The organism is Cellulomonas sp. P4_D11, assembly GCF_056401915.1.
This window is the reverse complement of the sequence record NZ_JBFUIK010000007.1, coordinates 1-25854: the sequence shown is the minus strand read 5'-3', so window position 1 is coordinate 25854 and position 25854 is coordinate 1. Positions and strand designations below refer to the sequence as shown.

27 protein-coding genes are annotated in these 25854 nt (G+C 74.2%); 23 read left to right on the top strand and 4 right to left on the bottom strand.

What is annotated here, in order from left to right; translation table 11 throughout:
• Positions 1-38 precede the first annotated feature (38 nt).
• A complete protein-coding gene (locus AC1DT4_RS06290; RefSeq protein WP_477088917.1) occupies positions 39-332 on the top strand; it encodes a DUF4229 domain-containing protein in 294 nt (97 codons plus the stop codon).
• On the opposite strand, the gene AC1DT4_RS06285 is transcribed toward AC1DT4_RS06290, so the two are convergent.
• Both AC1DT4_RS06285 and menE read right to left on the bottom strand, forming a co-directional pair.
• Positions 329-1201, bottom strand: coding sequence for a 1,4-dihydroxy-2-naphthoate polyprenyltransferase (locus tag AC1DT4_RS06285; RefSeq protein ID WP_477088916.1), 873 nt, complete (start codon positions 1199-1201; stop codon positions 329-331). The two genes, AC1DT4_RS06290 and AC1DT4_RS06285, sit on opposite strands and share 4 nt — an antisense overlap.
• Complete coding sequence (gene menE, locus AC1DT4_RS06280; RefSeq protein ID WP_477088915.1) at positions 1198-2364, bottom strand: o-succinylbenzoate--CoA ligase; 1167 nt, start codon at positions 2362-2364, stop codon at positions 1198-1200. The genes AC1DT4_RS06285 and menE overlap by 4 nt, the downstream gene beginning before the upstream one ends.
• Positions 2365-2478: 114 nt before the next feature.
• On the opposite strand from menE, the gene AC1DT4_RS06275 reads away from it, so the two are divergent.
• The 3 genes from AC1DT4_RS06275 (at position 2479) to AC1DT4_RS06265 (ending at position 5020) form a co-directional block, all read left to right on the top strand.
• On the top strand, positions 2479-3576 hold the full coding sequence (locus AC1DT4_RS06275; RefSeq protein ID WP_477088914.1) for a DUF3048 domain-containing protein: 1098 nt from the start codon (positions 2479-2481) through the stop codon (positions 3574-3576).
• A gap of 77 nt (positions 3577-3653) precedes the next feature.
• A complete protein-coding gene (locus AC1DT4_RS06270) occupies positions 3654-4736 on the top strand; it encodes a DUF3048 domain-containing protein (protein ID WP_477088913.1) in 1083 nt (360 codons plus the stop codon).
• A gap of 113 nt (positions 4737-4849) precedes the next feature.
• Positions 4850-5020: a hypothetical protein gene (locus AC1DT4_RS06265; RefSeq protein ID WP_477088912.1), complete on the top strand. Its 171-nt coding sequence runs from the start codon at positions 4850-4852 to the stop codon at positions 5018-5020.
• A gap of 5 nt (positions 5021-5025) precedes the next feature.
• Here AC1DT4_RS06265 and AC1DT4_RS06260 read toward each other — a convergent pair whose 3' ends face one another.
• A complete protein-coding gene (locus tag AC1DT4_RS06260; RefSeq protein WP_477088911.1) occupies positions 5026-5994 on the bottom strand; it encodes a 1,4-dihydroxy-2-naphthoyl-CoA synthase in 969 nt (322 codons plus the stop codon).
• A gap of 123 nt (positions 5995-6117) precedes the next feature.
• Here AC1DT4_RS06260 and AC1DT4_RS06255 point away from each other — a divergent pair, with 123 nt between their 5' ends.
• From AC1DT4_RS06255 to AC1DT4_RS06235, 5 genes are all read left to right on the top strand, one after another.
• Positions 6118-6444: a DMT family transporter gene (locus AC1DT4_RS06255; RefSeq protein ID WP_477088910.1), complete on the top strand. Its 327-nt coding sequence runs from the start codon at positions 6118-6120 to the stop codon at positions 6442-6444.
• Entirely contained in the window at positions 6441-7022 is a 582-nt protein-coding gene (locus tag AC1DT4_RS06250; protein WP_477088909.1) for a TetR/AcrR family transcriptional regulator, read from the top strand. The genes AC1DT4_RS06255 and AC1DT4_RS06250 overlap by 4 nt, the downstream gene beginning before the upstream one ends.
• 9 nt (positions 7023-7031) lie before the next feature.
• Positions 7032-7991: an o-succinylbenzoate synthase gene (locus AC1DT4_RS06245; RefSeq protein ID WP_477088908.1), complete on the top strand. Its 960-nt coding sequence runs from the start codon at positions 7032-7034 to the stop codon at positions 7989-7991.
• Positions 7991-9814 carry a 2-succinyl-5-enolpyruvyl-6-hydroxy-3-cyclohexene-1-carboxylic-acid synthase gene (gene menD / locus AC1DT4_RS06240; RefSeq protein WP_477089019.1) on the top strand — a complete coding sequence of 608 codons (1824 nt, stop codon included), beginning with the start codon at positions 7991-7993 and terminating at the stop codon, positions 9812-9814. The genes AC1DT4_RS06245 and menD overlap by 1 nt, the downstream gene beginning before the upstream one ends.
• Before the next feature lie 110 nt (positions 9815-9924).
• Complete coding sequence (locus AC1DT4_RS06235) at positions 9925-11616, top strand: trypsin-like peptidase domain-containing protein (protein ID WP_477088907.1); 1692 nt, start codon at positions 9925-9927, stop codon at positions 11614-11616.
• A 174-nt stretch (positions 11617-11790) separates the two neighbouring features.
• Here the strand turns inward: AC1DT4_RS06235 and AC1DT4_RS06230 are convergent, their stop codons facing one another.
• Complete coding sequence (locus tag AC1DT4_RS06230; RefSeq protein WP_477088906.1) at positions 11791-13152, bottom strand: isochorismate synthase; 1362 nt, start codon at positions 13150-13152, stop codon at positions 11791-11793.
• 72 nt (positions 13153-13224) lie between these two features.
• Here AC1DT4_RS06230 and AC1DT4_RS06225 point away from each other — a divergent pair, with 72 nt between their 5' ends.
• The 14 genes from AC1DT4_RS06225 to AC1DT4_RS06160 all read left to right on the top strand — a co-directional run.
• Positions 13225-13923, top strand: coding sequence for a demethylmenaquinone methyltransferase (locus tag AC1DT4_RS06225; protein WP_477088905.1), 699 nt, complete (start codon positions 13225-13227; stop codon positions 13921-13923).
• A 225-nt stretch (positions 13924-14148) separates the two neighbouring features.
• Positions 14149-14739 (top strand): alternate-type signal peptide domain-containing protein, encoded by a 591-nt coding sequence (locus AC1DT4_RS06220; protein ID WP_477088904.1) that lies wholly within the window; start codon positions 14149-14151, stop codon positions 14737-14739.
• A 43-nt stretch (positions 14740-14782) separates the two neighbouring features.
• Entirely contained in the window at positions 14783-15211 is a 429-nt protein-coding gene (locus AC1DT4_RS06215; protein WP_477088903.1) for a hypothetical protein, read from the top strand.
• Between the two features lie 40 nt (positions 15212-15251).
• Complete coding sequence (locus tag AC1DT4_RS06210) at positions 15252-15767, top strand: hypothetical protein (RefSeq protein ID WP_477088902.1); 516 nt, start codon at positions 15252-15254, stop codon at positions 15765-15767.
• Positions 15764-16600: a signal peptidase I gene (locus tag AC1DT4_RS06205; protein WP_477088901.1), complete on the top strand. Its 837-nt coding sequence runs from the start codon at positions 15764-15766 to the stop codon at positions 16598-16600. Before AC1DT4_RS06210 ends, AC1DT4_RS06205 begins: the two co-directional genes overlap by 4 nt.
• A complete protein-coding gene (locus tag AC1DT4_RS06200) occupies positions 16597-17286 on the top strand; it encodes a hypothetical protein (RefSeq protein WP_477088900.1) in 690 nt (229 codons plus the stop codon). The genes AC1DT4_RS06205 and AC1DT4_RS06200 overlap by 4 nt, the downstream gene beginning before the upstream one ends.
• A gap of 240 nt (positions 17287-17526) precedes the next feature.
• Positions 17527-18792, top strand: a complete 1266-nt coding sequence (locus AC1DT4_RS06195; protein WP_477088899.1) for a geranylgeranyl reductase family protein — start codon at positions 17527-17529, stop codon at positions 18790-18792.
• A gap of 34 nt (positions 18793-18826) precedes the next feature.
• Positions 18827-19189: an NADH-quinone oxidoreductase subunit A gene (locus tag AC1DT4_RS06190; RefSeq protein WP_370503697.1), complete on the top strand. Its 363-nt coding sequence runs from the start codon at positions 18827-18829 to the stop codon at positions 19187-19189.
• A gap of 36 nt (positions 19190-19225) precedes the next feature.
• Entirely contained in the window at positions 19226-19777 is a 552-nt protein-coding gene (locus tag AC1DT4_RS06185; RefSeq protein ID WP_421743496.1) for a NuoB/complex I 20 kDa subunit family protein, read from the top strand.
• On the top strand, positions 19774-20559 hold the full coding sequence (locus AC1DT4_RS06180; RefSeq protein ID WP_477088898.1) for an NADH-quinone oxidoreductase subunit C: 786 nt from the start codon (positions 19774-19776) through the stop codon (positions 20557-20559). The genes AC1DT4_RS06185 and AC1DT4_RS06180 overlap by 4 nt, the downstream gene beginning before the upstream one ends.
• On the top strand, positions 20556-21905 hold the full coding sequence (locus AC1DT4_RS06175) for an NADH-quinone oxidoreductase subunit D (protein WP_477088897.1): 1350 nt from the start codon (positions 20556-20558) through the stop codon (positions 21903-21905). The genes AC1DT4_RS06180 and AC1DT4_RS06175 overlap by 4 nt, the downstream gene beginning before the upstream one ends.
• Positions 21905-22744 carry an NADH-quinone oxidoreductase subunit NuoE gene (gene nuoE, locus AC1DT4_RS06170; RefSeq protein WP_477088896.1) on the top strand — a complete coding sequence of 280 codons (840 nt, stop codon included), beginning with the start codon at positions 21905-21907 and terminating at the stop codon, positions 22742-22744. Before AC1DT4_RS06175 ends, nuoE begins: the two co-directional genes overlap by 1 nt.
• Positions 22744-24075: an NADH-quinone oxidoreductase subunit NuoF gene (gene nuoF, locus AC1DT4_RS06165; RefSeq protein ID WP_477088895.1), complete on the top strand. Its 1332-nt coding sequence runs from the start codon at positions 22744-22746 to the stop codon at positions 24073-24075. The genes nuoE and nuoF overlap by 1 nt, the downstream gene beginning before the upstream one ends.
• A partial coding sequence (locus AC1DT4_RS06160; protein ID WP_477088894.1) for an NADH-quinone oxidoreductase subunit G occupies positions 24072-25854 on the top strand: 1783 nt, incomplete at its 3' end. The genes nuoF and AC1DT4_RS06160, both read left to right, overlap by 4 nt.

Here is a 25854-nt window from a genome sequence, read left to right as displayed (position 1 = left end):
TAGACGCCCGGAGCGTGGGCGCGGCCTACGCTTGGTCGGTGCCCTTCGTCGTCTACTCGGTCCTGCGCCTCGCGCTCTTCGGCGTCTGCCTCGGTCTGCTCTGGTGGGCCGGCCTTCGGTCGTGGCTGGTGGCGATCGTCGCGGCGTTCCTGGCGTGGGGGCTGTCGTACGTGCTGCTCAGCGGCCCGCGGGACGCGGCGGCGCGGCAGCTGGCCGAGCGCGCGGAGCGTCGTCGACAGGCCGGGGACCGCCCGGTCCTGGGCAAGCGCGCGCAGGAGGACGCCGACCTCGAGGACGCCGCCGACGACGCCGCCCGCGAGGACCGGGCCTAGAGCGCCAGGCCGAGCCCGAGCAGCACGCCGAACGCGAGCTCGAGCAGCCCCGTCCCCGCGAGCACCGGGACGAGCGCCTTGCCCCGCGCGCCCAGCAGCACGGTGGCCGCGAGGACCACCGATGGCGCGAGCAGGAGCAGAACGAGCAGCGCCCACGGCGACGCGAAGGCGCAGCCGATGCCGCCGAGCAGGACCGGCAGGACCACCAGCACCGCGTAGGCGCGTCGGGACCGGTGCTCACCCAGGCGGACGGCCAGGGTGCGCTTGCCGACGAGGGCGTCGGTGGGGACGTCGCGCAGGTTGTTGGCCATGAGCAGCGCGCACGCGAGCATGCCGACGCAGACCGCCCCGACCCACGCGGGCCACGAGAGCTCGTCCGCCTGGGTGTAGGTGGTGCCGAGCACCGCGACGAGCCCGAAGAACAGGAACACCCCGACCTCGCCCAGCCCGCGGTACCCATACGGCCGCCGCCCGCCGGTGTAGCCCCAGGCCGCGGCGATGGCGAGCGCGCCGACGGCGAGCAGCCACCACTGGCCGCTCAGGTACACCAGGGCCAGCCCGAGCAGGGCGGCGATGCCGAACGCGGTGAACGCGGCGCCCTTGACGGTCCCGGGGCTGGCGGTGCCCGACGCGGTGAGGCGCAGCGGGCCGACGCGGTCGACGTCGGTGCCGCGGATGCCGTCCGAGTAGTCGTTCGCGTAGTTGACGCCCACCTGCAGGGCGAGTGCGACGCCGAGCGCGAGCGCGGCGCGGCCGAGGTGAGCCTCCCCCAGCTGGGCCGCGGCACCGGTGCCGACGAGCACGGGGGCAGCCGCCGCGGGCAGCGTGCGCGGTCGCGCGCCCTGCACCCAGTCGCTGGCAGTCGTCACGTGGGGGTCCTCTCGGGGGAGCCTGCGTCGAGGGAGGTGGCGGCGAGCTGCGCCGCCGCCCGACGGTCGATCTTGCCCGGCCCGAGCACGGGGAGCGAGTCCGTGACCACGAGGTGGCGCGGGGCGTGCGTGGCGCCGAGCCGGTCGGCGACTGCCGCGCGGGCCTCGTCGAGGGTCGTCGGCGGGACGCCCGTGCGGGGGACGAGGACCGCGACGACGGCCTGGCCCCACTCCGGGTCGGGCACCCCGACGACGCAGACCTCCGCGATGCCGGGCAGGCCGGCGAGCACCGACTCGACCGGCCCCGGCGCGACCTTCGCACCGCCGGTGACGAGCACGTCGTCGACGCGCCCGAGGACGGTGAGCCGGTCTCCGTCGAGCCGCCCGAGGTCGGTGGTCCGCAGGTGCCGGAGCCCGTCCACCTGCACGAACGTGACCGCGTCGAGGTCCGGCCGGCCCAGGTAGCCGTCGGCGAGCACCGGCCCGGCCAGCAGGATCCGGCCGTCGTCGTCGAGCGCCGCGCGCACGCCGGCGAGCGGGACGCCGTCGTACACGCAGCCGCCGCACGTCTCGGACATGCCGTAGGTGGTGACGACGGCGACGCCCGCCGCCCGGGCGCGGGCGAGCAGGTCCGGCGCGGCAGCGGCGCCGCCGAGCAGGACCGCGTCGAACGACGTCAGGGCCTCGGTCGCCGCGGGATCCTCCAGGAGGCGGACCAGCTGCGTCGGCACCAGGGAGGTGTAGCGAGGAGTCTCGGCGGTCAGCCCGGTCGCCGCCGCCACGAACGCCGCCGCCCGGAAGGGTCCCGCCCCGAGGACCACGGGAGTCGTGCCCGCGAGGACCGAGCGGACCAGCACCTGGAGGCCCGCGACGTGGTGCGTCGGGAGCGCGAGCAGCCAGCGCCCCGGCCCGGCGAGCCGCTCGTGGGTCGCCGACGCCGACGCGCGCAGGGCCGTCGCCGAGAGCGCCACCGCGCGGGGCTCGCCCGTGGAGCCCGATGTCCGGACGACCACCGCGACGTCGTCGGCCACCGTCGAGCTCGGGGACGTGCCGTCGTGGTCGGCGGCCGGGCAGACCGCCGCGCCCGTCCCGTCGAGGGCGGCGGCCAGGGCCGGGAGGAGGGCGTCGGGCCGCGCGGGGATGTCACGCAGCGGCCGGCTCACCGCACCAGCCTAGGTCCGGCCGGGTGCGCGCCCGCGCCGCGGTCAGGCGTGCCCGCCCGGGACGCCCGCCGTCAGCCCGTAGAGTGTCGCGCGGTTCACACCCGAAGGAGCATCGTGTCGTCTGTCCTCACCACCTCGCCCGCCCGCCGTCGCCGGGTCGTGCTCGCCGCGCTGGCCGCCGGCGCCGGCCTGCTGCTCGGCGCGTGCAGCGGCTCGCCGACGGCCGACCCGACGCCCCTCGCACCCGTGACCCAGGCGCCCGTGATCGAGGCCGCGAAGGCCGCCCCGCCCGCGCCCGTGGTCCTGCCCCGCTGGCCGCTCACGGGTGTCACGGCGACCGAGGTCGCGGCGCGTCCGGCTCTCGCGGTCAAGATCGAGAACTCGGGCGAGGCCCGCCCGCAGACCGGTCTCGAGCAGGCCGACGTGGTCTGGGAGGAAGTCGTCGAGGGCGGCATCAGCCGCTTCGTCGCCGTCTACCAGTCGCAGGTGCCCGCCGAGGTGGGCCCGATCCGCTCCGTCCGGCCGATGGACCCCGCGATCATCGCGCCGATGCACGGCCTCATCGCCTTCTCGGGCGGGCAGCCGGTGTTCGTCCAGGCCCTGAAGAACGCGGGCGTGCAGACGATCAGCCAGGACGCCGGCGCCGCGGGCTTCTACCGCAAGAAGGGCGTGGCCCCGGCGCCGCACAACGTGTACGGCACGCCGCAGGCGTTCTGGGACCAGGCCGACAGCAGCCACAGCGCGCCGCCCGCTCCGCAGTTCGTGATCGCCAAGCACCCCGAGCAGGCCACGGCCGTCGTGGCCGGCGGCGCGTCGTCGACCGTCGCGGTCCGGCTGTCGGGCTACGCGAAGCCGACGTGGACCTGGGACGCCGCGAGCGGCACCTGGCTGCGCGCCGAGGGTGCCACGCCGGCGACGGTCCGCTCGGGGGCGCGCATCTCCGCCACCAACGTGGTCACGCTGAAGGTGCGGCTGGTCAACTCGGGCACCGTGGACCCGGCCGGCAACCCCGTGCCGGAGACCGTGCTCGACGGCACGGGTGACGCGACGGTCTCGACGGGCGGCCACACGGTCACGGGCACCTGGACGAAGACGGCGCAGGACGCGGTCCTCACGCTGGCGACCGCCGACGGCGCCGTCCTGACGCTCGCGCCGGGCACCACCTGGGTCGAGCTGGTGCCGAAGGATTCCGGCTCGGTCACGATCGGCTGAGGCGGGCCTGTGCTCCCCGACCGGGGCGCGGGCTCGTGGCAACCTGGTCCGGTGCCGGACAGCGACGGGGGAACGCGATGACGACGACGACACGACGAGGGGCGCGCGGCACGGCCGCGGCCCTGCTCGCGGGGCTGGCCCTGGCGCTCGCCGCGTGCAGCCCGAGCGCCCCGGAGCCGGCGCAGTCGACACCGCCGCCCGTGACGCAGGGCGCGACCATCGACCCCGACAAGGGCGCGGCCCCCGCGCCCGCGGTGGCGCCGACCTGGCCGCTGACGGGCATCCCGGGAGAGCCGGCCGTCCGGCCGGCGCTCGCGGTGAAGATCGAGAACACCGCCGTGGCGCGCCCGCAGACCGGGCTCGACCAGACCGACGTGGTGTGGGAGACGATCGTCGAGTTCGACGTGTCGCGCCTGATCGCCGTGTTCCACTCCCAGGTGCCGGCCGAGGTCGGACCGATCCGCTCCGTGCGTCCGATGGACCCGGAGGTCCTCGCCCCGATGCACGGGCTCCTCGCGTTCTCGGGCGGCCAGCCCGGCATCCTCGACCTCGTCGCGGCCAGCGGCGTGCAGATGATCAGCCACGACGCCGGCGCGCCCGGCATGTACCGCACCAAGGACCGGGCCGCCCCGCACAACGTGTACGGCGACCCGACCACGTTCTGGGGCCTGGCCGACGCCGACCACCAGGCCTCGCCGGGCGAGCAGTTCACGTTCGCCCGCAGCGCGGACCGGGCCGCGGCAGCCGTCGCGGGCGCCCCGACCGGCACGTTGACCTTCCGGCTCTCGCCGGCGGCCAACCCCACGTGGACGTGGGACCCGGCGACGGGCACGTGGCTGCGCTCGGAAGGGGCCGCGCCGGCCACCGCCCGCAGCGGCGCGCGGCTCTCGGCGGTCAACGTCGTCTCGATCACCGCACCGCACCCCAACACGGGCTATGCGGCGCAGGGCGGCGCGCCCGTCCCGACGTACGAGCTGGTGGGCTCGGGCGACGGTGTCGTCGCCACCGGCGGCAAGTCGCTGGCGGTCACCTGGCGCAAGGACGCCCAGGAGGCGCCCCTGCGGCTGTTCACCGCGGACGGCAAGCCGGCCGACCTGGCGCCCGGGAACACGTGGGTCGAGCTCGTGCCCGCCGGGACCGGGTCGATCACGGTCGGCTGAGGCGTGTCCGCCCACGGGATGACCCCCGCACGACCGGGAGCCACCCCAGGGCTGGCTCGACGAGGTCCCGTCGGCCGATGCCCGGCCGGGTCCTGCGGGGCGAGGCTCGACGCATGGCCGCTCTCACCCACCACCCCCACCCCACCGAAGCCGTCGAGCACGACGTCCGGTCGCTCGGCGCGGTCGTCGCCGCCGGCGTGGTCCTCGTCGCGCTGCTCGTCGGCGCCGCCGGCGTCATCGGCGCGATCGTCGACCTCGCCGGCTGGGCGCTCGCCGGCCGCTGACCCGGCTAGTACGCGTACGGGAAGCCCGACCAGTCGGGCTCCCGGCGCTCGAGGAACGCGTCGCGCCCCTCCACCGCCTCGTCGGTCATGTAGGCCAGCCGCGTCGCCTCGCCGGCGAACACCTGCTGACCCGCCAGGCCGTCGTCCGCCAGGTTGAACGCGAACTTGAGCATGCGGACGGCCTGCGGCGACTTGGTCGCGATGATCCGGGCGTACTCGAGCCCCGCCTCCTCGATCTGCGCGTGGTCCACCACGTCGTTGACCGCGCCCCACGCGAGCGCCTGCTCGGCCGAGTACTCGCGGGCGAGGAAGAAGATCTCCCGGGCCCGCTTCTGCCCGACCTGCCGGGCCAGCAGCGCCGAGCCGTATCCGCCGTCGAACGAGCCCACGTTGGCGTCGGTCTGCATGAACCGCGCGTGCTCGCGGCTGGCGATCGAGAGGTCCGCGACGACGTGCAGGGAGTGCCCGCCCCCGGCCGCCCAGCCGTTGACCAGCGCGACGACGACCTTCGGCATGGTCCGGATCAGCCGCTGCACCTCGAGAATGTGCAGACGTCCCGCGCGGGCCGGGTCGACGTCGTCGGCGGTGTCGCCCGACGCGTACTGGTACCCGGAGCGGCCGCGGATGCGCTGGTCGCCGCCCGAGCAGAAGGCCCAGACGCCGTCCTTGGGGCTGGGGCCGTTGCCGGTGAGCAGCACGGTGCCCACGTCCGAGGTGGTGCGCGCGTGGTCGAGCACGCGGTAGAGCTCGTCGACGGTGTGCGGTCGGAACGCGTTGCGGACCTCGGGCCGGTCGAACGCGACGCGGACCACGGGCAGGTCGCGAGGGGCCGCCCCCGCGGTCTCCTGCGCGGCGGTCGGCCGCGCGAACCCGCGGTGGTACGTGAGGTCGGTGAGGTCGTCGAACCCGTCGACCGTGCGCCAGCGGGTCGGGTCGAAGGTGTCGGAGACGGGGGCCGGCAGCTCAGGGGTCACGGCCGCAGCCTAACGGCGCCCGGCCACTCTGGTACGCTTGTACCAGAAACGTGCGCGCGACGGCGGGGTCTGCCACCCGGCGCGCACGGAGCGCCGGGTCGGCGCTGAAAGAGGTGCACCACCATGGCCTGGATCGTCCTCATCCTGTCCGGCATGCTCGAGGCCGGCTGGGCGCTCAGCCTCAAGGCCTCCGACGGGTTCACCAAGCTCTGGCCGAGCGTGGCGTTCGTCGTCTTCGCGGTCGCCTCGCTGGGCGGCCTCAGCTGGGCGCTCAAGTCCTTGCCCGTCGGGGTCGCGTACGGCGTGTGGGTCGGCATCGGCGCGGCACTGACCGCCGTGCTCGCCGTCGTCCTGTTCCACGAGACGGTCTCCGTGCTGAAGATCGTGTCGCTCGTGCTCATCGTCGCCGGCGTCGTCGGCCTCAACCTGTCGTCGACGGCCCACGGATGACCCAGCCCGGCGTCAGCGCCAAGGGTGCCCGGCGCAAGGCCGCCCTGGCCCGGGCGGCCGCCGCGCTCGTGCTGCGCGAGGGCCCCGCCGCGCTCACGCACCGCCGCGTGGCGCACGAGGCGGGAGCGTCGGTCTCGGCGACGACGTACTACTTCGCCTCGCTCGACGAGATCGCGGCGGCCGCCGGTGGCGCGCTGGTCGACGCCTGGGCGGAGCACGCGCGGGCGGCGCTCGCGAGCGCGCAGGGGACCGCGGCCGCCGATCCGCAGGCGGCCGCGCGGCTCCTCGCGGACGCCGTCCTGCCGCCCGGGGACGACGCCCAGGTGCGCAGCCACTACGAGAACCTGCTCGGCGCGGGTCGCGACGACGCGCTCGCGACCGCCTTCGCGGCGGGGCGCGCGGTGGTCGACGACGTCGTCGGCCAGCTCGTGGCGCGCGTCGGTGCGCCGACCTCCGCACCGGTCACGATCGCGCTGGTCGACGGCGCGGTGGTCACGGCCCTGACCGAGGGTCGAGCGGTGCGGCCCACGGCCGTCGCCCTGCTGGTCGCGGCGTGGTCCGGGCGCGCCCGGACGTAGGCTGGCGGGGTGCCGAGTACCCCCGCTGACCTGCACGTCTGGTCGCTCCCGCTCCGCACCCGGTTCCGCGGGCTGACCGTCCGCGACGGCGTGCTGCTGCGTGGCGACGCCGGCTGGGGCGAGTTCAGCCCGTTCTGGGACTACGACGCCGCGGAGTCCACCGCGTGGTGGCGGGCCGCGCGCGAGGCGGCCGACGAGGGCTGGCCGGCGCCGGTGCGGACACGCATCCCGGTCAACGTCACGGTCCCCGCGGTCGACGCCGAGACCGCGCACCGGATCGTCCGGGAGTCGGGCGGCTGCCGCACGGCGAAGGTCAAGGTCGCGGAGCGCGGCCAGTCCGTGGCCGACGAGGTCGCCCGCCTCGAGGCGGTCCGCGACGCGCTCGGTGCCGACGGTGCGATCCGCGTCGACGCCAACGCCGCGTGGGACGTCGACACGGCCGTGACCCGGCTCGCGCTGCTCGACCGCGCGGCCGGCGGCCTCGAGTACGCCGAGCAGCCGGTGCCGGGCGTCGAGGACCTCTCGGCCGTGCGCCGTCGCACGCACGTGCCGATCGCGGCCGACGAGTCGATCCGCCGCGCGGAGGACCCGCTGGCCGTCGCTCGCGCGCACGCCGCCGACGTCGTCGTGCTCAAGGTCCAGCCCCTCGGGGGCGTGCGCGCGTGCCTCGAGCTCGCCGAGCGGATCGGGCTGCCCGTCGTCGTGTCGTCGGCGCTCGAGTCCTCGGTCGGGCTCGCGGCCGGGGTCGCGCTCGCGGCCGCGCTGCCGGAGCTGCCGTACGCCTGCGGCCTGGCCACCGCGCAGCTGTTCACGGCCGACCTGGTGCGCAACCCGTTCCTGCCGGTGGACGGAGCGCTCGACGTCCGCCGCACCGAACCCGACCCCGGCCTGCTGGCCGCCGCCGCCGGGTCGGACGAGCTCGTCGGGCGGTGGCGGACGCGCGTCGAGGCCGTCCGGTCTCGGGCATGATGGCGGGCGTGACGACGCCGCCCGCTCCCGGAACCGACCCGGCGACGGCCGCCGCCCGCGTGATCGTCCAGTCGCTCGCGGCTCTGGGCGTCGAGGACGTCGTACTCGCACCGGGCTCTCGCAGCGCGCCGCTCGCGTACGCGCTCGCGGACGCCGCCCGGCCCGACGCGGAGCGTCCCGCGGGAGCCCCGGGCCTGCGCCTGCACGTGCGGATCGACGAGCGGTCGGCCGCCTTCCTCGCGCTCGGGCTCGTGCGCGCCTCCGCCGTCGGCCCGGACGGGCAGGCGGTGGCGCCGCGCCCCGTGGCGGTCGTGACCACCTCGGGCACGGCCGTGGCCAACCTCCACCCGGCGGTGCTCGAGGCGCACCACAGCGGGCTCCCGCTCCTGCTGCTCACGGCCGACCGCCCGCACGAGCTGCGCGGCACGGGCGCCAACCAGACCACCGACCAGGTCGGGATCTTCGCCGGGGCCGTGCGCCTCACCGTCGACGTGCCGGCGCCGGTCGGCCTGCCGGACGAGGCGCGCGGCCTGCGTCGGACCCTCTCCCGCGCCGTCGCCGCGGCCACCGGAGCCCGGACCGGCGACCCCGGGCCCGTGCACCTCGACGTCGCGTTCCGCGAGCCCCTGGTGCCGGGCGCCGCGCCGTGGCCCGAGCCGTCGACCGCCGGGCTCACGCACGTGCAGTCCCGGCCCGTCACGGGCGCGATCCCCGCCGTCGTCGAGGCCGCGCCCGTCACCCGCCGCGGAGGGGTCCCCACCGTGCTCGTCGCCGGGGACGGCGCCGGGCCGGGCGCGCGGCGCCTCGCCGAGGCGAACGGGTGGCCCCTGCTGGCCGAGCCCTCCTCCGGTGCGCGCGGCGGCTCCCACGCGATCGCTGCCTACCGCCTGCTGCTCGCGCACCCGCTGCTCGGCGGCGCCGTCCGTCGGGTCGTCGTGCTCGGCCGCCCGACCCTGTCCCGTCCGGTGCAGCGACTCCTGGCGCGCGACGACGTCGAGGTCGTCGTGGTGGCCCCGCGCGGCGCCGACTGGCCCGACGCCGCCCGCAACGCCGACGACGTGCTGCTCGAGGTGCCCGCGCGGATGCGGCAGGGCCGGATGCCCGCGCCCGCCGGCTGGCTCGACACGTGGCGGACCGCCGACAAGGCGGCCGGCGCGGCGATCGACGCGGTCCTCGACGGGCTCGACCGCGGTCGCCGGTCGCGCAGCGGCACCCGCGTGACCGGTCCGGCGCTCGCCCGGGCCGTCGCGCAGGTCAGCACCGCCGCCGACGCGCTCGTCGTCGGCTCCTCGAACCCCGTCCGCGACCTCGACCTGGTGGCCCGGTGGGACGCCCCGCCGCTGGTGCTGGCCAACCGGGGCCTCGCGGGGATCGACGGCCTGGTCTCCACCGCGGTCGGTGCCGCGCTCGGCCTCCCGGACCGCCGGGTGCGCGCGCTGCTGGGCGACCTCACGTTCCTGCACGACGTCGGCGGCCTGCTCCGCGGCCCGCTGGAAGCGGTCGCGCACCTCCAGCTGGTCGTGGCGAACGACGACGGCGGCTCCATCTTCGCGACGCTCGAACCGGGGGAGCCCGCGCGCTCCGACGTCTTCGAGCGGGTCTTCGGCACGCCCCACGGCGCCGATCTCGCCGCGCTGTGCGCCGGCTACGGCGTCCGGCACACGCGCGTCAGCGACGTCGACGGGCTGCTGCCCGCGCTGGCCGCGCCGGGACCGGGCCTGAGCGTCGTGGAGGTCCGGGTCGACCGGGCCGGCCGGCGCGCGCTCGGCGAGCGGATCGCCGACGAGGTGGCCGCCGCCGTCGCCGCGGTGCTGCCCGGCTGACCAGGGCACGCGAAGTCCATCCGAAACTCGCAGCCAATTCCCAGGTTCTGCGAAGGCTCCCTCCAGCGCGGACCGGTGTGATGGTCCACGACCAAGGAGGGCACCACAAGATGACCACCACACCTGAGAACGGCGCGGGCAACCAGCCGCCCGCTGCCGACCAGCACCCCCAGACGCACACGACCCAGCCGCTGCCGGTCCAGCCGACCCAGCCGCTGCCGGTCCAGCACACCCAGCCGCTGCCCGCCGCACCGGCGCACCCCACCAACCCGTTCACGCCGCCGCACCCCGCCGCCCCGGCGGAGCAGCGTGCTGCGTACGAGGCCGCTCAGCGCGCCGCCGCGGCGCAGGCCGCCCAGCAGCACGCGCAGCAGCAGGAGCAGTACGAGGCCGTCCGCCGCGCGCAGTGGGAGGCCGCCCAGCGCGCCGCCGCCCAGGACCCGGCGAACGCCTACCAGCCCGCCGCCGCGTACGCCGCTGCCGCCCCGGCTCCGGCGGCGCCGCACGGCACCGTCCCGGCCCAGCGCAAGCGGAACCTCTGGCTCCCGGTGACGTCGGCGGCCGCCGCCGCGGCGATCCTCGCCGCCGTCGCCACGGCCGGCCTGACGCACGCGCTGTCCGACGACAGCGCGTCGGGCAGCCACCCGGCCTCGCTGGCCACCATCGGCCAGTCGACCAACGACACCGTGCCGGTCTCGGGCTCGTCCAACGACGACCCGAACTGGGAGGCCGTCGCCAAGGCGGTCCAGCAGTCGGTCGTCGCCATCCAGGTGAGCACCGGCAACGGTGGCGGCGCCGAGGGCTCCGGCGTGATCGTCGACGACTCCGGCCACATCGTCACCAACAACCACGTCGTCGCCGGCGCGGACCCGGACAGCGTGCAGGTCACGCTGACCGACGGCCGCATCTTCAAGGCCACGATCGTCGGCACCGACGCCACCACCGACCTCGCCGTGATCAAGCTGACGGACGCGCCGGACGACCTCAAGCCGGCCGCGTTCGGCGACTCGTCGAAGGTCATCGTCGGCCAGCCCGTCATGGCCGTCGGCAACCCGCTCGGCCTGGCCAGCACGGTCACCACCGGCATCGTCTCCGCCATCGACCGCCCCGTCTCCACCTCGGGCGAGAACAGCAGCGAGGCGACCGTCACCAACGCGATCCAGATCGACGCCGCGGTGAACCCCGGCAACTCGGGCGGCCCGCTGTTCGACGCGCAGGGCAAGGTCATCGGCATCAACTCGTCGATCGCCACGCTGTCGAGCGAGTCCGGCTCCATCGGTCTGGGCTTCGCCATCCCGGTCGACCTGGTGAAGAACATCGCCGCGCAGCTCGTCGACGACGGCACGGCCGAGCACGCCTTCCTGGGTGTCTCCCTGTCCGACGGGACCGCCACCGCCGACGGCGTCACGCGCCGCGGCGCGGTCGTGCAGTCGGTCAGCGACGGCTCGCCGGCCGCTGCCGCCAAGCTGCAGGAGAAGGACACGATCGTCGCGATCGACGGCAAGGCCGTCGGCGGCGCCGAGTCGCTCACCGCCTACGTGCGGGCCCTCCCGTCCGACACCAAGGTGACGCTCACGGTCGTCCGCGACGGCAAGGCCTCGGACGTCGACGTCACGCTCGCGGTCCGCAAGGAGACGGCGTCCTCCGACGGCTCGTCCGACCAGCAGCAGGCGCCGGCTCCGCAGCAGGGTGACGGCTCCGACCAGGGCCAGGGCGACTCGGGCTCCTCGGGCATCCCCGACGGGCTCAGCCCCGACCAGCTGTGGCAGTGGTTCCAGCAGCAGCAGGGCGGCCAGGGCTGATCCAGCCCCTCTGATCGCCGGCGGCCGCCGGTTCCTCGTCCCCCGGCGAGGAACCCGGCCGCCGGCCTCGCACCAGCGGCGTACACCAGCCGCATCCCGCGGTCCCCACCCAGGACCGCACGCCGTCCGGACCGCCTCCCCTGCGGTCCCGGGCACGGCCCCTCGGCCGGGACGTCAGCTGCCGCTGGCGTCCCGGCCGAGCGCGTACCGCATGGGGATGAGCTTGGCCTCGGACTCCGCCAGCTCGGCCGGCGGGTCGGACGCGGCGACGACGCCGCAGCCGGCGAACAGCCGCACCCGACGCTGGTCGTCCGCGTCGATCTGCGCCGAGCGCAGCGCGATGCCCCACTCGCCGTCGCCGTCGGCACCGAACCAGCCGACGGGTCCGGCATAGCGGCCGCGGTCCATGCCCTCGATCCGGCGGATGAGCTCGCGCGCCGCGACCGTCGGGGTACCGCACACCGCGGCCGTCGGGTGCAGGGCCGCCGCGAGGGCCAGCGAGGACGGGTGCGCCGCGTCGCCGCTCGGGGCGGTCAGCACGCCGGTGACGTCCGACGCCAGGTGCAGCACGTTGGGCAGGTGCAGGACGAACGGCACGTCGGGCACGTTGGTCGACGAGCAGAACGGCTCGAGCGCGCGCGCCACGGAGCTCACCGCGTACTCGTGCTCCTCGAGGTCCTTGGAGGAGTGGGCCAGGATGGCCGCGCGCGCCATGTCGGCCGCGTCGTCACCGGTGCGGCGGATGGTTCCCGCCAGCACGCGCGAGGTGACCAGCCCCTTCTCGGAGCGGACCAGCAGCTCGGGCGTCGCGCCCACCAGGCCGTCGACGCTGAACGTCCAGCAGGACGGGTACTGCGTCGCCAGCCGCTCGAGCGCCCACCGGACGTCGAGCGGGTGCTCGGACTGAGCGTGCACGTCGCGCGCGAGCACGACCTTCTCGACGTCGCCGGCCTTGATCGCGGCGATGCCGCTCGCGACGACGTCGCGCCACCCGTCCGCGCTCACGGCGCCGTCGGTGTAGGTCACCTCGCCGGGGTCGAGGGGCGGCACACGGGGGCCGACGACGTCGGCGAGCTGGGGTACGGCCCGCAACCGGGCGCCCGTGGTGATCGTGGTGAGCCAGGTGCGGCCGCCGCGGCGCCCGACCACGACGCGGGGCACGACGACGACGCCGCCGGCGGGGGAGGTGTCGTCGAAAGCGAAGGAGCCGAAGGCCACCGGACCGGTCCCGGGCGCCTGCACCTCGTCGCGGACGATCGCCCGGGAGAGCACGTCGTGCCAGGCCCGCTCGGCGTCGGCGAACCGGTCGGCGCCGCCGACCTTGATCCGGAGCGTCTCGCCCCACGCGACGAGCCCGTCACCGCGGCGCACCCACGCGAGGGGGGCCTGCGACGGCAGGAGCCCGAGCAGGTCCAGAGGGTTCGCGAGGTCCGCGGTCGACGCATCCGTCGTCCCGCCGAGCGCGTCCAGCGCGACCGTGCGGACCACGAGAGGCTGCGGGACCGCGTCCGCGGGGGCGGAGGTCTGCGTGCTCATCGGTGCCAGCGTATGCCTGGAGCACCGGTCCGCCCTGTCGTACGGGCCCTGCGGACCTGCGACGATGGACACATGTCCCGTGCCTCCCTCGACAAGGACCCCCAGGACGTCGCCGCCATGTTCGACGCCGTGGCCCACCGCTACGACCGGACCAACGACGTCATCTCGCTCGGTCAGGACCGTGCGTGGCGCAAGGCGACCCTCAAGGCGGTCGACGCCCAGCCCGGGGAGACCGTGCTCGACCTCGCCGCCGGCACGGGCACGTCGTCGGAGCCCATGGCGGACGCCGGCGTCCGGGTGGTCGCGTGCGACCTCTCGGTCGGGATGCTCGACGTGGGCAAGCGACGCCGGCCGGACCTCGCGTTCGTCGCGGGCGACGCGCTCCACCTGCCGTTCGCCGACGAGTCGTTCGACGCGGTCACCATGTCGTTCGGCCTGCGCAACGTGAACGACGTGCCCGCCGCCCTCGCCGAGCTGCTCCGCGTCACCAAGCCCGGCGGGCGGCTGGTCGTGTGCGAGTTCTCGCGGCCCACGTTCAAGCCGTTCCGGGCGGTGTACCAGAACTACCTGATGCGGGCGCTGCCGCCCGTCGCGAGGGCCGTCTCCAAGGAGCCGGACGCCTACGTCTACCTCGCCGAGTCCATCCGCGAGTGGCCCGACCAGCGCGAGCTCGGCCTGCTCATCAAGCACTCCGGCTGGGCGCACGTGGCGTACCGGAACCTCTCGGGCGGCATCGTCGCCCTGCACCGGGGGTCCAAGCCCGCCGCCTAGGACGTCACCCGTCCGGCTCAGCGGCGCGACAGGGCGTCTCGTGAGAGAAGCCCGCCCGGATTGCACTCGTTCGCCTCCGGGACTCCGAAGTGCGGAGGTGGTAACCCCCACGTGACTCCAGTGCGTGGGGCGAAGACCTCGGACAGTTGTTCAAGTCCCGCCGTGACCTGCCGAGAGCCTCTGAGCCGGTGGTGTAGCCGGCTACGGCTACGGGAGGCATGGATCATGCGCAAGACGACGAAGGGCGCCATCGCTGTTGGCGCCGGTGTGGCGCTGCTGCTGGGCGGCGCGGGGACCTTGGCGGCGTGGAAGGTCGGCACGCCGGTCGGCGCAGGGACGAGCGTCAGCTCGGGCACCCTCGCCATCGCGGCCAAGACCGGCGCGACCGGCTCGCCGGTCTGGGCGTGGTCCAACGGCGCGACCCCCGCATACGACGCGACCAACTCGCGCATCGTGCCCGGCGACTCGGTCACGCGCACCCAGGTCTTCACGGTCACCGCCCGCGGCGACCACCTCAAGTTCACGGGCGCGCTCGACATCGCCCCGGTGCTGTCGGGCGACACCAACCTCGCGGCCGCGGTCACCTCCGCGACCACGCTGACCGCAACCGTCGCCAGCCCCGCGACCATCACTGGCTCGGGCACCAACACGATCACCGTCACCCCCGGCGCCGGCTCGGCCGACGTGACCTTCGACGTCACCGTGACCTCGACGGTCGCCTGGGCGCTCGGTACGGCGGGCTCGGACGCGGCCAACACGATGGGCAAGAGCATCAGCCTGGCCGGGGCGAACCTGAACCTGACCCAGATCCCCTGATCAGTCCCACACCATGCGCCTCCGTCTCGTTGCGATCGTGGTCGTGGCGCTCCTCCTGTCGGGGAGCGCCACGGCCTACGCGTCGTGGCGGCGCGGGGCGCCGGTCGGTGCCGGTACCGCGGTGCAGTCCGGCACGTTCGGCGTCACGGCCACCTGGTCGACGGCCCTGAACCTCACCGCGCTGTACCCGGGCGTCGCGCGCACGGGCGTCCTGACCGTCGCCCGGACAGGCAACGGGCGCTGGATCTACACGATCGGCAGCCCGACGACCGTCGGAGGCGTCGTCCGGGTCTTCCCGACGTCGGCGTGCACCGGCACGCCGCTGACGCTGCCCTGGACGCAGACGACGGTCCAGGCGGGCACGGCGACGCCGCAGCACTGCGTGGAGTTCACGGCGAACAACCCGCTCCAGGCCGGGCTGGTCTACAACGCCACCGTCCCGGTGACGGCGGAGAGCCGCCCGACCAACTGAGCACGGTCCCTTCGCGGGACGACGAGAAAGGAGTGGTCGGATGACCGGCCGTCGCGTCGCGCGCTCGCGCGTCCTCGTCGTCGTCGCGGCCACCGTCGCCCTCCTGCTCGCGGGGTCGGCCTCGGCCTGGGCGGCGTGGATGGCGTCGACCTCCGCGACCGCGTCGGCGGCGGGCCCGACGCTCGCGGCGCCCGGCGGCGTCGCCGTCACCTGCAACCCGCAGATCAACCTCCAGAACGACCCGGCGACTGTCACCTGGAACACCGTGCCCGTCCCGACGGGTGCCAGCGCCGTGCGCTACCGGGTGCTGTTCACCAACGACGCCGGGGCGCAGTTCTTCTTCCCGTCATCGACGACCGAGACGACCGGGACGTCGCTCAGCGTCAACTCCACGCAGCTCGGGACGACGACGGCCGACCGGCAGCGTGTGCAGACGGTCTCCGTGCGGGCGATCGCGATCTACCCCGCCGGCAAGCTGGAGTCCGCCGCCGCCACGGCAGCGGTCCAGGTGCACGGCGAGGCGATCTTCACCTACGTCGACCTGCACTGCTCATGACGGGGACCGAGACCGAGACCGAGACCGGACCCGCGCCGGCGCCGGGCCGCCCGCTGCGCCTCGTCGACCACGTCACAGCGGGGCTGTCGTCGTTCGCGCTCGTCGCGATCGTGATGGTCGCGCTGGTCATGATCGTGGTGCCGCTCGCCATCAATGCAACGCCGTTCACCGTCCTCACGGGCAGCATGCGCCCGACCATGCCCCCTGGGACGCTCGTCGTGACGCGCACCGTCCCGGCCGACGTCATCGACATCGGCGACGTCGTCACGTACCAGCTCCACTCCAACCAGCCCGAGGTGGTGACGCACCGGGTCGTCGGCGTCGGGTTCACGGGCGAGGGCGAGCGGCTCTTCGTCACGCGCGGCGACGCGAACAACGTCGACGACGACCCCGTCCGCGCGGTCCAGGTCCGTGGCGTCGTCGCCTACCACGTGCCCTACCTCGGCTACGTGAACACCTGGGTCGGCATCAACCGGCCCGGGTGGCTGCTCAAGGCCGTTGCCGGCGCGCTCATCCTCTACGGGCTCGTGCTCGTCGGTGCCGGCGCACGGGACCGGTTGCGGCGCAAGCGCAGCGACCGGACCGCGACCGCGACCGAGGGGCCTGCCGACGCCGCGCCGGCCGTCGTCGCCGACCGGGTCCCCGACCCGACCCCGCGCGCGGCCGTCGCCGAGCGCGCACCCTCGTCGCCGAGCGCACGGGTCGCAACGCCGCTCTCGACGACCGGGCCCCGCGCCGGCCGACGGGCGACCGCCCCCGGCGCCGTGGTCGTGGTCGTCGTGCTCGCCGGGCTCGCGATCGGACTGGCCGTCGCGGGCCGGCGGTCGCGATGACGCGCAGACGCGCTGCGAGGCTGCTCGGTGCCGCACTGCTGGCCGGCGCCCTCAGCGTGCTGCCGGCCGGAGCCGCGCAGGCGGCCGACCCGCTCCAGCTCTCCCTCGACGGGACCTCGTGGTCTGCGACGCTGCCGGGCGCGCTGTTCGCCTCTCCCCGCGCGATCGTCCCGGGCGACGTGATCACGTCCGCGTTGTGGGTGCGCAACGCGTCGAGCGACCCCGCCCGCGTGGACCTGGAGGTCGCTGACGACCTCGGTGTGACACCGGGGACGTTCGCGGGCGACCTCTCCCTGACGATCGACGGGACCCCGGCGCCGGGCGGCACCACCTGGCACGGCCCTGACCTGGCGCCCGGCGCCAGCGCGCGGATCCCGCTCGTCGTGACCTTCGCGGCGTCGGCGGACCTGGGAAGCCGTGTCAGCGTGGCCGCGGTGCTCGACGCGGTGACGCTCGTACAGACCGGCGTCGGGCCCGAGGTGACCCCGCCGACCACCCCGCCGACGAGCACACCGACCACGCCGGCAGGCTCCGGGGCGGCCACTCACGCGCCCGCGTCCGGGTCCGGCGGGCTGGCCCACACGGGCGCGGACGTCCTGCGGGCGGCGGGCGTGTCGTTCGGCGCGATCCTCGTCGGGCTCCTGCTCCTGGCTGCCCGCCGCCGTTCCCGCCGCGCCGAGGACTGAGCGCCCGCTGAGGCGGGCTTCCGGACAACCGACCCGATGCGCCCGCTTGGGTGAACAATGGGCTTCGCCGGGCCACGAACCGCGTCCCCCGCCCCGGTTTCATCGCGCGGTCAACCGGCAGATCACACCGTGTTCTTCACCCGCTCCCGCGAGGTAAGGAGTGCCTTCGCAGACAGCCCCTGGGGCGCTGGTTACACTCGCCGAGGTAGTACGTGAACAACGTCACAAGTGGAGTCACTGGTGGTGGATGCAACGAACGATGACGCGGATGTCATCGTCGTGGGCGCGGGCCCAGCGGGGTCCGCAGCCGCGTTCCACTGTGCCTCCGCGGGCCTGGACGTGCTGCTCCTCGAGAAGGCCGAGTTCCCCCGCGACAAGGTCTGCGGCGACGGCCTGACCCCCCGCGCGGTGGCCGAGCTGGTGCGGATTGGGCTGCCCATCCGGGAGCAGGACGGCTGGATCCGCAACGTGGGTCTGCGGGTGCTCGGGGGCGGTCACCGGCTCGAGCTGGCGTGGCCCGAGCTGTCGAGCTACCCCTCGTACGGCCTGGCCAAGTCGCGGATGTCGCTGGACCACACGCTGGCCGACCACGCGCGCGCCGCGGGCGCCAAGCTGCAGGAGCGCACCACCGTCACGGGACCGGTGCGCGACGAGCGGTCGGGCCGGGTCGTCGGCGTGCACGCGAAGGTCGACGGCGAGACGCTCACGTACCGCGCCCCCGTCGTCATCGCCGCCGACGGGGTGTCCGCACGGCTGGCCACAGGGATGGGCCTCGAGAAGCGCATGGACCGCCCCATGGGCGTCGCGGTGCGGACGTACTTCCGGACGCCGCGGCACGACGACCCGTGGATGGAGAGCCACCTCGAGCTGCGGGACGACGATGGCTTCCTGATGCCGGGCTACGGCTGGATCTTCTCGCTCGGCGACGGCACGGCGAACGTGGGGCTCGGGTCGGTCGCGTCGACGGCTGCGGCGACGAAGGTCGACTACAAGAAGCTCTTCGCGACGTGGATGCGCCACGCGCCCGCCGAGTGGGAGTTCACGCCGGACAACCAGATCGGTCCGGTCAAGGGCGCCGCCCTGCCGATGGGCTTCAACCGCGGGCCGCTGTACAGCAACGGCCTCATGCTCGCGGGCGACTCGGCCGGGATGATCAGCCCGTTCAACGGTGAGGGCATCGCGTACGGGCTGCAGGCCGGCCGGGTCGCGGCCGACGCCATCGCGCAGGGCCTCGCGCGCGGCACCGCCGCCGGCCGCGAGCGCGCCTTCGCCACCTACCAGGGCCGCATGAAGGACGATCTCGGCGGCTACTACACGCTGGGCCGGGTGTTCGTCCGGCTGATCGAGCACCCCGAGGTCATGCGGGTGTGCACCCGGTACGGGCTGCCGCGACCGCTGGTCATGAAGTTCGTGCTCAAGCTCCTGTCCGACTGCTACGAGCCCAAGGGCGGTGACCTGGTGGACAGGGTCATCGCCGGGCTCGCCCGCATCGCCCCCGCCGCCTGATCCCCCCGACCACAACGAAGTGGAGTGACGTTCGATGAGCAACCCGTACGTCCCGCTGCTCTTCCTCATGGGCATCGCCGCCGTGCTCGCCCTCGGCGGCGTCGGCTCGAGCGTGATCCTCGGCCCCAAGCGCTACAACCGCGCCAAGCTCGAGGCGTACGAGTGCGGCATCGAGCCCACCCCGCACGCGATCGGCGGCGGCCGCTTCCCGATCAAGTACTACCTGGTCGCGATGACCTTCATCATCTTCGACATCGAGGTGGTCTTCCTCTACCCGTGGGCCGTGAGCTTCGCGGACCTGGCCCTGTTCGGCCTGGTCGCGATGATCGGCTTCCTGGTGATCATCACGGTGCCGTTCGTCTACGAGTGGAAGCGCGGCGGGTTCGAGTGGGACTGACCGCCTGCAGCCCGCGTTCCCCGAAGGAGTGTTGAGATGGGCATCGAAGAGGCACCGTCCGGGTTCCTGCTCACCACGGTCGAGGACCTGGTCGGGTACTTCCGCAAGGCGTCGCTGTGGCCGGTCACGTTCGGCCTCGCCTGCTGCGCGATCGAGATGATGGCCGCCGGCGCCAGCCGGTTCGACATCTCGCGATTCGGCATGGAGGTCTTCCGCGCGTCGCCGCGCCAGGCGGACCTCATGATCGTGGCCGGCCGCGTCAGCCAGAAGATGGCGCCGGTCGTCCGCCAGGTCTACGACCAGATGAGCGAGCCCAAGTGGGTCCTCTCGATGGGCGTCTGCGCCAGCTCCGGCGGCATGTTCAACAACTACGCGATCGTGCAGGGCGTCGACCACATCATCCCGGTCGACATCTACCTGCCCGGCTGCCCGCCGCGGCCCGAGATGCTCATCAACGCGATCCTCGCGCTGCACGAGCAGATCGAGAACGAGCCGCTCGGCGGCAACCGCAAGGCGGCGGCCGCCGCGGCCGAGGCCGCCGCGCTGGCCGCGACGCCGACGTCGCAGATGACGGGGCTGCTCAAGTGACCGAGAAGACCGACGCCGCCGACGCCGCCAAGCCGGGCGACTCGACGACTGCCGCGCAGCCCACCACCGAGGCCGCGCTCGAGGCCGGCTCGCAGAACATCCCCGCCGAGGGGCGGCACCAGATCGAGGTGGTCGACGTCCGGCGCGGCATGTTCGGCGCGACGGGCTCGGGCGACACCTCGGGCTACGGCGGGCTGGTCACCGCGATCGCGCTGCCGGGCCCGAGCGAGCGGCCGTACGGCGGCTGGTTCGACGAGGTCGTCGACATCCTCGTCGAGGTGCTCGACGAGTCCGGCACCACGTACGCGGCGGCGGTCGAGTCCGTCGTCGTCGACCGCGAGGAGCTCACGCTGCACGTCGCGCGCGAGCACATCGTCGAGGTCGCGCAGGTGCTCCGGGACGACCAGGACCTGCGGTTCGAGCTGAGCCTCGGCGTCTCGGGCGTGCACTACCCGCACGACGCCGGCCGCGAGCTGCACGCCGTCTACCACCTGGTCTCGGTGACCCACTCGCGCCGGCTGCGGCTCGAGGTCGCGGTCCCCGATTCCGACCCGCACCTGCCGTCGACCGTCCCGGTGTACCCCGCCAACGACTGGCACGAGCGCGAGACGTTCGACTTCTTCGGGCTGATCTTCGACGGTCACCCGGGTCTGGCCCGCATCGAGATGCCCGACGACTGGCCGGGCCACCCGCAGCGCAAGGACTACCCCCTCGGGGGCATCCCGGTCGAGTACAAGGGCGCCACCGTGCCGCCCCCGGACCAGCGGAGGTCGTACCGATGACCACCCAGACACCCCACGCGACCCCTCATGTGGTCGACGCCGACACCGAGGGCGTCCCGTCCTTCGAGGCGTCCGGCGGCGACTGGTCCGAGATCGCCGAGGAGGCCGCCCGCCTCGGCGAGGAGCGGATCGTCGTCAACATGGGCCCGCAGCACCCGTCGACCCACGGCGTGCTCCGGCTCATGCTCGAGATCGACGGCGAGACGGTGACCGAGGCCCGCGCGGGCATCGGCTACCTGCACACCGGCATCGAGAAGAACATGGAGTTCCGCACCTGGACCCAGGGCGTGACCTTCTGCACGCGCATGGACTACGTGGCGCCGCTCTTCCAGGAGGCCGCCTACTGCCTCGCGGTCGAGAAGCTGCTGGGCATCACGGACGACGTGCCCGAGCGGGCCACGGTCATCCGCGTGCTGATGATGGAGCTCAACCGGATCACGTCCCACCTGGTCTGCCTGGCCACGGGCGGCAACGAGCTGGGCGCGACGACGATCATGACGGTCGGGTTCACGGCCCGCGAGGAGATCCTCAAGGTCTTCGAGCTGATCTCCGGCCTGCGCATGAACCACGCGTACATCCGCCCCGGCGGCGTCGCGCAGGACATCCCGCCCGGCGCGATCGACACGATCCGCGAGGCGCTCGTCGTGGTGCGCGGCTACTTCAAGCAGCTCGAAGACCTCATGATGGCCAACCCGATCCTGCACCTGCGGCTCAAGGACGTCGGCTACCTCGGCCTGTCCGGCTGCATGGCGCTCGGCATCACGGGTCCGGTGCTGCGGTCCGCGGGCCTGCCGTACGACGTGCGCAAGCACAACCCCTACTGCGGCTACGAGACGTACGACTTCGAGGTCCCGGTCGCGCAGTCCGCGGACTCGTGGGGGCGGCTCGTGCTGCGGCTCGAGGAGTGCTACCAGTCCATGCGGATCGTCGAGCAGACGCTCGACCGCCTGCAGAAGATCGGGCCCGGACCGGTCATGGTCGCGGACAAGAAGGTGGCCTGGCCTGCGCAGATGGCCATCGGCTCGGACGGCATGGGCAACTCGCTCGACCACATCCGGGAGATCATGGGCACGTCGATGGAGGCCCTGATCCACCACTTCAAGCTGGTCACCGAGGGCTTCCGCGTGCCGGCCGGGCAGGTGTTCCAGACGGTCGAGCACCCGCGCGGCGAGCTCGGCGTGCACCTGGTGTCCGACGGCGGGACGCGCCCGTACCGCGCGCACTTCCGGGACCCGTCGTTCAACAACCTGCAGGCCACGTCGATCATGTGCGAGGGCGGGCAGGTGGCCGACGTCGTGGTCGCCGTCGCGTCGCTCGACCCGGTGCTGGGAGGGGTGGACCGCTGATGTCGATCGAGACCAGCAGGACCCACAGGACGGCGTACGACGCGGAGACCCACGCGCGCCTCACGGCCGACTCGGACGTCATCGTGGCGCGCTACCCGCAGGCGCGCTCGGCGCTGCTGCCGATGCTGCACCTGGTGCAGGCCGAGGACGGCTACGTCAGCCCCCGCGGGATCGCGTTCTGCGCGCAGCACCTGGGCCTGAGCACGGCCGAGGTGTCCGCGGTCGCCACGTTCTACACGCAGTACAAGCGGCACCCGAACGGCACCTACACGGTGGGCGTCTGCACGAACACGCTCTGCGCGATCATGGGCGGCGACGCCATCTGGGAGGACCTCTCGGACCACCTGGGCATCGGGCACGACGAGACGACGGACGACGGCGTGATCACGCTCGAGCGCGTCGAGTGCAACGCGGCCTGCGACTACGCGCCCGTCGTGATGGTCAACTGGGAGTTCTTCGACAACCAGACGCCCGACAGCGCCCGGCAGCTCGCCGACGACCTCACCGCGGGCAAGCCGGTCGTCCCCACGCGGGGCGCATCGAGCGTGTGCTCGTTCAAGGAGATGTCCCGCGTGCTCGCCGGGTTCGGCGACGGGCGGGCCGACGAGGGCGTCGGCGCGGGTGTGCCCACGCTGCGCGGCCTCGAGCTCGCGCGGGCCGAGGGCTGGACGGCGCCGGACTTCCCGGACGGGAGCGGGACCGCCGCTCCCGGCGGCTCGCACGCGCCGAAGGTGGGCGCCGAGCAGTCGAGCGCCGAGCGTCCGGCCACCACGCCCGCCGACGTCTCACCGGCAGCGGAGCAGAAGAAGCAGTCCACCGACGACGCGAAGGAGTCGTGATGGCGACGACCCTCACCCCGGTGCTCACGGACACGTGGGACGCCGACCGCTCGTGGTCGCTCGCGTCGTACGAGGACGCCGGCGGGTACCGCGGCCTGCGCCGCGCGCTCGGCATGCAGCCGGCCGACGTCGTCACCATGGTCAAGGACTCGGGCCTGCGCGGGCGCGGGGGAGCGGGCTTCCCGACGGGCATGAAGTGGGGCTTCCTGCCGGCGCCCGACGGCGGGCCGCGCTACCTCGTGGTCAACGCCGACGAGTCCGAGCCGGGGACCTGCAAGGACATCCCGCTCATGATGGCCAGCCCGCAGCACCTCATCGAGGGCATGATCATCACCAGCTACGCGATCGGCTGCCACCACGCGTTCCTCTATGTGCGCGGCGAGGTGCTGCACGTGTACCGCCGCCTGCTGCTGGCGATCGAGGAGGCCCGCGCGGCCGGCTACCTCGGCCCGAACGTCCTGGGCTCCGGGTACGAGCTGGAGATCACGCTGCACGCCGGCGCCGGCGCCTACATCTGCGGCGAGGAGACTGCGCTGCTGGACTCCCTCGAGGGCCTGCGCGGCCAGCCGCGGCTCAAGCCCCCGTTCCCCGCCGTCGCCGGCCTGTACGCGCGGCCGACCGTGGTGAACAACGTCGAGTCGATCGCGTCGGTGCCGGGCATCGTCGTCGGCGGCGCGGACTGGTTCAAGTCGATGGGCACCGAGCGGTCGACCGGGCACGGGCTGTTCTCGCTGTCCGGCCACGTCACGCGGCCCGGGCAGTACGAGGCACCCCTGGGCATCACGCTGCGCGAGCTGCTCGAGATGGCCGGCGGCATCCGCGAGGGCCACGAGCTGAAGTTCTGGACCCCCGGCGGCTCGTCGACGCCGATCTTCACGGCCGAGCACCTCGACGTCCCCCTCGACTACGAGTCGGTGGGCGCCGCGGGCTCCATGCTCGGCACGCGCGCGCTGCAGATCTTCGACGAGACCACGTCCGTGGTCCGGGCCGTCACGCGCTGGACCGAGTTCTACAAGCACGAGTCCTGCGGCAAGTGCACTCCGTGCCGCGAGGGCACGTACTGGCTCACACAGGTGCTGCAGCGCATCGAGGCCGGGCAGGGCACGCACGCCGACGTCGACCTGCTGCTCGACCTGTGCGACAACATCCTCGGCAAGGCGTTCTGCGCCCTGGGCGACGGGGCGACCAGCCCGATCACGTCGGCGGTGCAGTACTTCCGCGAGGAGTTCGAGGCGGGCACGCACACGCCGGCCGACGTCCTGTTCCCGCCCGAGGCGAGCAGCCTGTTCGCCTACACGCCCAAGCACGTCCTCGCGGGGGTCCACGCATGACGATCCTGTCCTCCGGGCCGACGACGTCCCTGGTCCCCGCGGCCCCGGTCGAGGCGGCCGAGCCGACCGGCGAGCTCGTCACGTTCACGGTCGACGGCATAGAGGCGGCGGTGCCCAAGGGCACCCTCGTCATCCGCGCCGCCGAGCAGCTGGGCATCCAGATCCCGCGGTTCTGCGACCACCCGCTGCTGGCCCCCGCCGGCGCGTGCCGCCAGTGCCTCGTCGAGGTGTGGGCCCCCGGCCGCGACGGCAACCTGGCCAAGATGCCGAAGCCCCAGGCCAGCTGCACCCTCGAGGCCACGCCGGGCATGCAGGTCAAGACGCAGCACACGTCGCCCGAGGCCGACAAGGCCCAGCACGGCGTCATGGAGCTGCTGCTGGTCAACCACCCGCTCGACTGCCCGGTCTGCGACAAGGGCGGCGAGTGCCCGTTGCAGAACCAGGCGATGAGCAACGGCCGCGCCAGCACCCGGTTCGTCGACGTCAAGCGCACGTTCCCCAAGCCGATCGCGATCTCGACGCAGATCCTGCTCGACCGGGAGCGCTGCATCCTGTGCCAGCGCTGCACCCGGTTCTCCGAGGAGATCGCCGGCGACGTGTTCATCGACCTGCAGAAGCGCGGCGCCAACCAGCAGATCGGTACGTTCGACACCACCGTGCTCGGGTTCGCCGGCGAGGCACCCCTGGGCGCGGCCGCCGAGGACACCTCGGGCCGCCCGTTCGCCTCGTACTTCTCCGGCAACACCGTGCAGATCTGCCCGGTCGGCGCGCTGACCAGCGCGGCGTACCGGTTCCGGTCGCGCCCGTTCGACCTGGTCTCCACGCCCGGGATCGGCGAGCACGACGCGCAGGGGTCGGCCATCCGCATCGACCACCGCCGCGGCGTCGTGCTGCGGCGGCTGGCCGGCGAGGACCCGGTGGTCAACCAGGAGTGGATCACCGACAAGGACCGCTTCGCGTTCACCTGGCAGTCCGCGCCCGACCGCATCACCACGCCGCTCGTGCGCAACGCCGACGGGGAGCTCGAGCCGGCCAGCTGGATCGAGGCGCTCGACGTCGCCGCCGCGGGCCTGCGCGCCGCGCAGCAGCCCGACGACCCGCGGGACACCGCGGTCGGTGTCGCCGTGCTGCCCGGCGGGCGCCTGACGCTCGAGGACGCCTACGCGTACGGCAAGTTCGCCCGTGTCGCGCTCGGCACCAACGACGTCGACGGCCGCGCCCGCCCCCACTCGGCGGAGGAGGAGACCTTCCTCGGTCACCACGTCGCGGGCCGCACCCTCGAGGTGACGTTCGCCGACCTGGACCGGGCCCCCGCCGTACTGCTCGTCGGCCTCGAGGTCGAGGAGGAGGCAGGCATCGCGTTCCTGCGCCTGCGCAACGCGGTCGTCAGCCGCAAGACCAAGGTCCTGTCGATCGCCGCGCTCGAGAGCCGCGGGCTCCAGCGCCTGTCGGGCACCCTGCTGCCCGCGGCGCCGGGGACCGAGGCCGAGGTGCTCGACGGCATCGGCACCGATCTCGCGCTCGCGACCGCTGCCGAGCTGCTCGGCACCGAGGGCGCCCTCGTGCTCGTCGGCGAGCGCCTGGCCGGTGTGCCCGGCGGGTTCTCCGCGGCCGTGCGGCTCGCGCAGCGGACCGGAGCCCGGCTGGCCTGGGTCCCGCGCCGCGTCGGGGAGCGCTCCGCCGTCGAGGCCGGCCTCCTGCCGTCGCTGCTGCCCGGCGGTCGCCCGGTCGCCGACTCCGCCGCGCGCGTCGACCTCGCCGCGGCCTGGGGCGTCGAGC